At 63.8% G+C, this 8,817-nt stretch carries 9 protein-coding genes; 3 read left to right on the top strand and 6 right to left on the bottom strand.

What is annotated here, in order from left to right:
- From IVB32_RS14600 to gor, 3 genes are all read left to right on the top strand, one after another.
- Positions 1-141, top strand: a 141-nt coding sequence (locus IVB32_RS14600) for a ribose-5-phosphate isomerase A (RefSeq protein ID WP_247410647.1), incomplete at its 5' end; no start/stop codon positions are given.
- A 2-nt stretch (positions 142-143) separates the two neighbouring features.
- Complete coding sequence (locus tag IVB32_RS14595; protein ID WP_085352730.1) at positions 144-662, top strand: DUF2059 domain-containing protein; 519 nt, start codon at positions 144-146, stop codon at positions 660-662.
- 55 nt (positions 663-717) lie between these two features.
- The gene (gor, locus tag IVB32_RS14590) at positions 718-2,106 is read left to right on the top strand and encodes a glutathione-disulfide reductase (protein ID WP_018459374.1); all 1,389 of its coding nucleotides are present in this window, start codon (positions 718-720) and stop codon (positions 2,104-2,106) included.
- 6 nt (positions 2,107-2,112) lie between these two features.
- On the opposite strand, the gene IVB32_RS14585 is transcribed toward gor, so the two are convergent.
- The 6 genes from IVB32_RS14585 to IVB32_RS14560 all read right to left on the bottom strand — a co-directional run bounded on the left by IVB32_RS14585 (position 2,113) and on the right by IVB32_RS14560 (position 8,805).
- Complete coding sequence (locus IVB32_RS14585; RefSeq protein WP_018459373.1) at positions 2,113-3,252, bottom strand: hypothetical protein; 1,140 nt, start codon at positions 3,250-3,252, stop codon at positions 2,113-2,115.
- A gap of 572 nt (positions 3,253-3,824) precedes the next feature.
- Positions 3,825-5,051, bottom strand: a complete 1,227-nt coding sequence (locus tag IVB32_RS14580) for a carboxylate-amine ligase (RefSeq protein WP_026233789.1) — start codon at positions 5,049-5,051, stop codon at positions 3,825-3,827.
- 21 nt (positions 5,052-5,072) lie between these two features.
- Positions 5,073-5,900 carry a class II glutamine amidotransferase gene (locus IVB32_RS14575; RefSeq protein ID WP_085352733.1) on the bottom strand — a complete coding sequence of 276 codons (828 nt, stop codon included), beginning with the start codon at positions 5,898-5,900 and terminating at the stop codon, positions 5,073-5,075.
- Positions 5,901-5,934: 34 nt separating this feature from the next.
- The gene (locus IVB32_RS14570) at positions 5,935-6,618 is read right to left on the bottom strand and encodes an FMN-binding negative transcriptional regulator (RefSeq protein WP_247410635.1); all 684 of its coding nucleotides are present in this window, start codon (positions 6,616-6,618) and stop codon (positions 5,935-5,937) included.
- A 73-nt stretch (positions 6,619-6,691) separates the two neighbouring features.
- The gene (locus tag IVB32_RS14565) at positions 6,692-8,158 is read right to left on the bottom strand and encodes a PLP-dependent aminotransferase family protein (protein ID WP_247297645.1); all 1,467 of its coding nucleotides are present in this window, start codon (positions 8,156-8,158) and stop codon (positions 6,692-6,694) included.
- Between the two features lie 50 nt (positions 8,159-8,208).
- Complete coding sequence (locus tag IVB32_RS14560; protein ID WP_085362153.1) at positions 8,209-8,805, bottom strand: redoxin domain-containing protein; 597 nt, start codon at positions 8,803-8,805, stop codon at positions 8,209-8,211.
- Positions 8,806-8,817: the final 12 nt, after the last annotated feature.

The raw sequence follows: 8,817 nt of genomic DNA, 5'->3' as shown, positions 1-8,817 counted from the left end.
CCCGCCCGCCTCGCCACGGCGTTGAGCGCGATCCCCGGCGTCGTCGAGCATGGTTTGTTCATCGGCTTGGCCAGCTCGGCTGTCTTGGCGGGTGGCGAGGGAATTCGCGTGATTGAACGGCGAAAGCCGAAAGGAGACTAGGAATGAAGAGCGTTTTGAAATTGTTGCCGGTCGCGACCCTCGCTGTGGGACTGGCCCTCTCGGTCGCCCCGGCCGGGGCCCAGCAGGCGGCTCCGCCGAAATCGTCGCCGACGGCCATCGCGGCCGCCAAGGAGATCCTCGCGATCAAGAACGCCAGTGCGATGTATGCCAACGCCGTGCCCGGCCTGGTCGATAAGACCAGGATCGCGCTGATCCAGCAGAACCTCAACTATCAGAAGGATCTCACCGAGGTCGCCGGGGTCGTCAACCAGCAGCTGGCAGGCCGCGAAAAGGAGATCGGAGAAGGCATGGCGCAGGTCTATGCCAGCGAGTTCACCGAGCAGGAGCTGAAGGATCTCGTCACCTTCTACAAGTCGCCGCTGGGCAAGAAGCTGATCGAAGCCGAGCCGCGCGCGATCGGGCTGAGCATGGCCTTCATGAACTCCTGGGCTCAGAACTTCTCCGAGACCGTGATGGGTGCCTTCCGCGCCGAGATGCGCAAGCGTGGCAAGGAGATCTGACAGTCCCTATCTGATCGGAATCCGGATCATGTTCTGAAAGAGGTCGGAGTGGACAATGGCTGAATTCGACGTCGACCTCTTTGTCATCGGTGGCGGTTCGGGCGGCGTGCGCGCCGCCCGCATCGCGGCCGGCTACGGCGCCCGCGTCATGATCGCGGAAGAGTACCGCATGGGCGGGACCTGCGTGATCCGCGGCTGTGTGCCGAAGAAGCTGTTCGTCATCGGCTCGCATTTCCGCCATGAGATCGAGGACGCCGCCGGCTTTGGCTGGACCGTTCCGTCTGCGACCTTCGACTGGCCGACGCTGATCGCCAACAAGGACAAGGAGATCGCGCGTCTGGAGGCGGCTTACACCGCCAATGTCGAGAAGTCGGGCGCGCAAATCGTCAAGAGCCGCGCGGTGATCGAGGACAAGCACACCGTCCGCCTGCTCGAGAACGACCGGAAGATCACTGCAAAATACATTTTGATCGCCACCGGCGGCGCGCCCAATCACGGCGCTCCGATTCCCGGCATCGAGCACGTGATCTCCTCCAACGAGGCGTTTCACCTGGCCAAGCTGCCGAAGCGGATCGTGATCCAGGGCGGCGGCTACATCGCGCTGGAGTTCGCCGGCATCTTCGCCGGCTTCGGCTCCGACGTCACAGTCATCTATCGCGGCGACAACATTCTTCGCGGCTTCGACGAGGATGTTCGCGCCCATGTCCGCGCCGAGATGGAGAAGCAGGGCATCACCATCCTGACCGGCTGCACGGTGACGAAGGTCGATCGGCACGGCGAGGAATTCACCACGCATCTGTCGAACGGATCGAGCCTTGCCTCCGACCAGGTGATGTTCGCGATCGGCCGCCATCCCGCGGTCGCCAATCTCGGCCTGGAGAAGGCCGGCGTCGCCATCAACCCGCGGAACGGCGGCATCGCGGTCGACCATTTCTCCAAGAGCTCGGTCGACAGCATCTACGCGATCGGCGACGTCACCCATCGCTTCAACCTGACGCCGGTCGCGATCCGCGAGGGCCATGCTTTCGCCGACAGCGTGTTCGGCAAGCGCGAGGTGCAGGTCGATCACGCCAACATCCCGACCGCCGTGTTCTCGCAGCCGGAGGTCGGCACCGTCGGCCTGACCGAGACGGAAGCCCGCGCGCAATTCAGCCATATCGACATTTACAAGACCACGTTCCGGCCCATCAAGGCGACGATGTCGGGCCGCGATACCCGCGTGCTGATGAAGCTCGTCGTCGATGGTTCAACCGACCGAGTGCTCGGCTGTCACATCGTCGGCGATGCCGCAGCCGAGATCACGCAGGCAGTCGCGATTGCGGTGAAGATGAAGGCGACCAAGGCCGATTTCGACGCGACGATCGCGCTGCATCCGACCGCGTCCGAAGAGCTCGTCACCATGCGCACCCCGACCGCTCGCCACGTCCGCCAAGCGGCGGAGTAACTCCGCTCAGCCGTACAGGTATCCGACCGGCTTGCCCTCGGTGCGCAGCGGACGGATGTCCTTCTGCGTGATGATCTGACCGGCGAGGCCGTCGATCTCGTCGCGTTGCGTCGGCGTCCAGCTGCGGAGGTCGTTCATGCCCTTGAGAAGGCCGAGCCGAAGGACCTGCGTGTTCTCACCAACACCGACGAGGCTTGTGGCGTTCTTGCCCGCCGTCACCACATCGCCGGCCGCGAGCTCAAAGGTCTCGCCAGTCTTGTTCCTGAATTCGGCCGTGCCGCGGATCACGCGGTAGATCACGACCTCGCCCTTGGCGAAACATGTGGTGTCCGCCGCTGACGACGTGCTCTTGGACAAGAGCGATTGGCCGCGCGGATCGGTTGCGATGATGTGGCCGGCGACGAGGTGACCGCTCGGAGCCTCGATCCCGATATCGCGCACGTAAACCGGCATGGCCGATTTGATCGGGCTGTCGGTGAGCGGCTTGAACAGCGCATCCAGCGCCAAGGGGTCCTGGAGCCAGAAGCCTGCATCGACCGGGCGATCATGCAGAGAGTGGCTCCATGCCACCCGCGGCGTCTCGGCTTCGTTGATCTGGTCCGGACCGACGATGGTCGGGTTTGGAAACGTCGTCGGGTCAGTGATGAAGGCTTCGAGGAATTTGCCCGAATAGCCCATCGAGATTGGATCCGGCACCACCGTCTGCGGCGTCTTCAGATTCTCTTCGGTCGACAGTCCCGACCAGGTGTAGAACAGCTGTCGGTGCACGATCGCGCTTTGCAGCATCACCGCGCCGGGGCCGACATTATAGAAGCGCCCGTCATAATCGAACGTGAACGCGCCCGACGTGACCAGCACGAGCTGAAAGCCGCCCGGCGGCAGATGAAGATGGAAGTCGGTAGGGCCGGTGTCGGGCAGATAGATCGGCAGATTGGTCGCGACCTCGTGCAGCAGGAAGGTTTCGTTGTTGGCGTGGAAACCCTCGTTGGCGCGATTGTAGAGGGCCTGCGGCCGGTACGTTGCCTCGAACTTCGCATTCCGGTCGCGATCGATCGCCACGAACTCCTGATCGTTGAGGCGAAGGGGCGCGCCGTCCGGGCGGGTGAGGCCGGTGAATTTGAGATCGCCGGTGGCATGCACGTTCATGGCATTCTCCGATCTGGCCCGCTCACCCTGTCTCGGCGCACGCATCTTGCTGAGAGCAGGGGATCAGGCCTGATGCTGCCTTGCGAATTTTAGGCCAGTCGAGGCGGTGCGCGGCACGCAAGGCTTTGCGACTCGCCGCCACGCGATGAAAAATCGAGGTTGCACTTGAGGTTAGATGACACGCTTGACCAGCCTGCATGGCCATGTTCGCCCAGTCTGCAATCCTGGTGACGAGACGTGTCTTGTCTAATTTGGCGGCATTCTGGCGCGGATGCGCAGCTGCGCCGATCAGGAGAAGTCGGCGGCCGGGTGTCTGAAGCCGTTCATTCGAAAGCTCGACGGACGGTCCGCTCGGGCTTGCCGTACGGGCTGTCAGCCCACTTCGCCATGTCCACTGCACGCGCCTCGATGAGCTCGCACCAGAGGCAGCTGAGCTCCGCGCGCCCTTTGGCCGAGAGCATCGGAATGAGGCCATGGCCACAGCCAGCGCAACATTTGACGTGATTCATCGTTCTCTCCGCGACCTTACGCATTCAGGACCGACATTGTTGCTCGCGAAGCTTGCGCGGGCGCTATGAAGGCGCGGGAACGCCTGCGGCGGGGGTGCTCGTGCCCGAGATCGTCGCGTCTGCGATCCAGCGCGACACGGCGGCGATGTCTTCCGCATTGTCGCGGAAGGCGCGAAGCTGGAATTCGGCCGAGCTGCCGCGTTCGACGATGGTGCGACAGTGTTCGACCTCGGCCATGCAGTTCAGCGCGGCGGCGTCTTCGGCGATGTCCTCGATCACACGGGAGAGCAGCTCGGAGATCTCGACCGGCCCGTCCTTGGAGGCAAAGATGCAATCGGTGCCGTAGCGCTGGGCGCGCCATTTGTTTTCCACCGCAATTGCGCGTTCGACCGCGGTGACCTCTTTCGAGAGATGAGGTCGCAGGTAGAGATAGCGGGTCAGGCAGCGATAGAGCGAGGCAATGGCAACGGCGTCGTCGACGAAGGTGCAGGTATCGGGCGCACGCAGCTCGAGGGTCGGGTGCTTCATCGAGGGGCGCATGGCCCACCAGATGTGACTTTCATCGGGGATCACGCCCGAGCGCTGCAACGCGCCGACATATTCGTCGTAATCCTGCCGGCTCTCGAATAATTCGGGCAGGCCAGTGCGCGGCAGCTCGGAATAGGCGGCGAGCCGATAGCCCTTCAGTCCGGTCTTGTGTGAATTCCAGAACGGGGAGGAGGCCGACAGGGCGATGAACAAGGGCAGATGCGGCAGCATCGCTCGCATCACCGCCATGCGCTTTTCGGGATCGGGCAACTGGACGTGCACGTGCATGCCGCACATCAGGTTGCGGTGGCCGATGCTGCGCAGATCCTCAATCATCTCCTCGTAGCGTGGCTTCGGGCTCGGCTGCGACATGCGCCAGACCGCGGTCGGGTGCGTGCCGCAGGCCATGATCACGAAGCCGTATTGTGCCGCGACGTTTGCGACTTCGCGACGCAGGAAGCGAAGCTCTTCGCGCGCGTCGGCGACGTCGACATGCACGTTGGTGGCGACCTCGAGCTGCGACTGTAACATCTCCCGCATCGCCTGGCCGCCTGTCGACCAATTCGCAGATTCGAATAGCTCATTGGGGGTCTGGATCGCGACCTCCAGGCTGCGGCGATCGGCGAGGAAGTATTCCTCCTCGATACCGAACGAATATTCCGCAGCCTTGCCGCGTCCGCCGGCCGAGCGAATGACGAGGTGCTGCCTGTCCTCGGAGGAATCAAGCCGCAGCAGTTTCAAGACGTCTGACGCCAATGTCATCGTGCCACCCGGCCAAGGTATTTACCCGCGGGCGATAATCCTTCTGGCAGGAGCGGGTTCCGCGTCGACCTCACTGGAAATGGCAAGATCGAACGGAACAATTTTCGCGCTCTCGGACGCACGTGCGACCAGCGCGTGATTCGCGGGCACTTCCGTCCAGTCTGTTTCCTTGTCGAACGGCTCGGAGACGACGATGACTTGGCCGCCAGCCTCGCGGAAATAGAGCGTGTTGGCGGCATCGTTGACCGCAACCCGGAAGGCATAGAGATCCCGGCCGTTGGCGAGGGCGCTGGTGAAGCGTAGCCGCTCACGAAGCTCGCCTTCGTTGACGAGGCCGACGAGGGCTCGCAGCACGCGATGCGTTGCGCCGAGCGGATCGGCGTCGAGACCCGCGCCCATCATGGCGAGAAACACGGCTTCCGAATCGGTCGTGCCTGTCCGCGAGGGGTAGTAGGCATCGGGGATCAGCGCCTCGACCTTGCGCCGTAGGCGATTCCAGCTGCCGACGAAACCATTGTGCATGAACATCCACTGGCCGCAGGCAAAGGGATGGCAGTTCTGCCGCGTCACTGCCGTGCCGGTGGCGGCGCGCACATGGGCGAAGAACAGATGCGAGCGCAAATGGCGGCAGAGGTAGCGGAGATTTTCGTCCGACCAAGCGGGGCGTGTTTCACGATAAAGACCAGGCTCCGGATGCTCACCGTACCAGCCGAGACCAAAGCCGTCGCCATTCGAGCCCGCCGTCGACTGGAGCGAGCGGATGCTTTGCGCGATGAGCGAATGCTCGGGCTCGGTGACATAGGGCTCGAAGGACGTGGTCTCGCCCCGGTATGCGATCCAGCGGCACATAGGAATTCCGTCAGGAGATGCTTGCTGAAATGTATCAACGAACCTGACAGGACGATGGTTCCCGACAGCGAGTGTCGGGAACCAAGTGCACTAAACCGGAACCCGGAATCAATGGCGCAACCTCGCGATCACCAGCGTTCTCGCTCGCTGCGAGACCTTGCGCGACGCCGACACGGTCAGCCTCGGGACGGTTCTGGCTCATCTTGCGCTTGCCTTCGAACCGCACGACGGGAATGCGCACGCCGACGATTCCGCGCAGCTGAGTTGCGATGAAATCTTCGGGGGCATCGGTAACGGCCCACGGCTTTGCACGCGATCCTTCATGCCTATTCGTGAGCCGCGTCACGGCGTCGAGCAGGCGCTCGGGCTCCTGGAAGAATTCGACCGGGCCGTAGGCATGCACCGCGACGTAGTTCCAGGTCGGCACGACCTTTTCGGTTTCCTGCTTGGTCGCGTACCAGGACGGCGTCACATAGGCGTCGGGACCGCTGAAGATCGCCAGCGCATCTCCGATCGGCGGCAGTTTCCATTGCGGGTTGGCTTTCGCCACATGTCCGTACAGCACGCCATGTTCGCCTTCGCTCTCGTCGAGAAGCAGCGGCAGCGGCGTGGCGACGGGGCCTTCGCTGGTGGCCGTGACCAGGCTGGCGAGGCGGGCGCCGCGAATGGTCGCTCGGATGCTCTCGATGTCGTCCTTGAAGGCGGGAGGGATGTACATGTCTATCTCCGGTGTTGCTCTGGAGATAGCCGGAATCTGGCCTGTAAGAAACTGCCAGTTATCGTCTATTTGATCAGTCCAGTTCGGCGACGGCTTGTGCGAGAAGCCTGCAGCCGCGCTCGATCTGTGCCACCTCCAATGCCGAATAGCCCATGACGAGGCCGACCGTCTTCCGCGGTCGGCGAGGTCCGACGAACAGCGCAGAGACGGAATAGATGCCGACGCCCTTTGCACGGGCCGCCTTGATCAACGCGTCCTCTCGCTTCTGCGGCAGGTCGTCGAACCACGCCACGATGTGCAGGCCGGCGGCCGTGCCCTCGATCCGGACGCGGTCCCCGAACCTGCGGCGAAGCGCGTCGAGCAGCGCCCGCTGGCGTTCGGCGTTGCGCCGGCGCACGCGCCTGATGTGGCCGTCATAGGCGCCGCTTTCCAGCATCGACGCGAGAGCGTCCTGTTCGATCAGCGGCGTGTGCCGGTCCATGATCTGCTTGGCGGCGGCGATCAGGGATCGCAGGGCGGAGGGCACCACCAGAAAGCCGATCCGCAAGGTCGGCGAGAGCGTCTTGGAGACGGTGCCGAGATAGATCACATTGCCGCCGCCTTCCAGCGCGTGCAGCGGCGGGATCGGCTTGGTATCGTAGCGATACTCGCTGTCGTAATCGTCCTCGATCACGTAGGCGTCGTTTGCCCTGGCCCAGGCGAGCAATTGGTGCCGGCGGCCGATCGGCATGACGCCGCCGAGCGGATATTGGTGCGACGGCGTGACATAGGCGAGGCGGGCTTCGACGCCATCGAGCCGCGCTGTTTCCAGTCCATCCACGTCGACGGGAATCGGGATCGTCTCGGCGCCCGTCGCTGCGAAAGTATGCCGCGCCATCTGGTAGCCGGGATCCTCCATCACGAAGCGGTCGCCGGCATCGAGCAGCAGGCGCGCGCAGATGTCGAGGCCCTGCTGCGAGCCGTTGACGACGACGATCTGATCGACCTCGCAGCGGACGCTACGCGACCGCCAGAGATAGCCTTGAAGCGCGGTCCGCAGCCGCAGCGCCCCGCAGGGATCGTCATAGGCCAGCCGCTCGGGCTTGCGCGCCATCGCAGCGGTCACGGCCTTTTTCCATGCCAGTACCGGGAAATCCGACGGCGCGAGCTCGCCATAGCGGAAGTTCGCGACCAGCCCGCGCGGCGGCTCGGACCAGCGCGGCGGGTCTTGAAGCAACCGGTTCCCGAAGGCCGACAGCCGCACCTTCCGCGCCGACGGCCGCGACACTACGCGCGTGCGTCCTCGCTCGACGACGGCGCGAGCCACGCGCGGTCGCGCGCCATGGCGTGTTTCGATGAAGCCTTCGGCGGCGAGCTGTTCGTAGGCGATCGTGACGGTCGAGCGCGCCACGCCCATCTCACCGGCCAGCGCGCGGGAGGACGGCAGCACCCCGTCGATCCCGTACACCCGTGCCATGATCTGATCCCGCAGGACTTCGTAGATCTGGCGCGCGCCCATGCGGTCGGCACGGGGCGCGGGATTGGTCTTCATCTGGATCATCCACATTCCGAACCGGCATTCGCCCGAGCGGACGATGTCGGAATGTGGTTCTAATCCCGTTCGCCGAGAGTTTCGACGTAAGCCTTGCCGTAGGGATGAAAATGCTCCCTGCGGCCCTGGTCCCACAGTGCCCTGAGGCCGGGCGCCGCGATGTCCCAATCCGGCCGGCACTTCATGCCGACTGCCCTGAGGTCCTGGCGGAGCTCTTCGACGGTTGGACGGCCGAAGAACCAGTAGCCGTTGTAGATCTTGTGAATGACGAGGCCGGGCTCGAGCACGATCACGTGCGGAATCATCGGATTGTGGACGGGGTCGGTGTATTCGGCGATGTCGAGATCCTTCTGAACGAGGCGCCGCGAATCCGAGAGAAAGGGCCAGTGCGCTCCGACGCCGCTGCGATATTCGCTGGTCTGGGTGATGTTGTCGGTCGTGATCGTGACCATCCGGCAATAGCCCACCTCCATCTCGCGATGGAGTTGCAGCAAGCCTTCGGCCTGGCGACGATCCTTGGGACAAAATCCGCCGCGGCCGAGCACGAGCACCATTGGATCGCCCGCCTGCAGTTCGGAGAGCTTCCGGTGCTTGCCGGTGTGGTCGCTGAGTTCGTAATCCGGGAAGGCTACTCCCGGCATCATGTCAGGTCGCATTGCGCTCTCCCA

The sequence above is a fragment of the Bradyrhizobium sp. 23 genome (assembly GCF_023073295.1).
Lineage (GTDB): Bacteria > Pseudomonadota > Alphaproteobacteria > Rhizobiales > Xanthobacteraceae > Bradyrhizobium > Bradyrhizobium canariense_D.
Note: the sequence above shows the minus strand (reverse complement) of the source record. Positions and strands in the feature narration are given on the sequence as shown.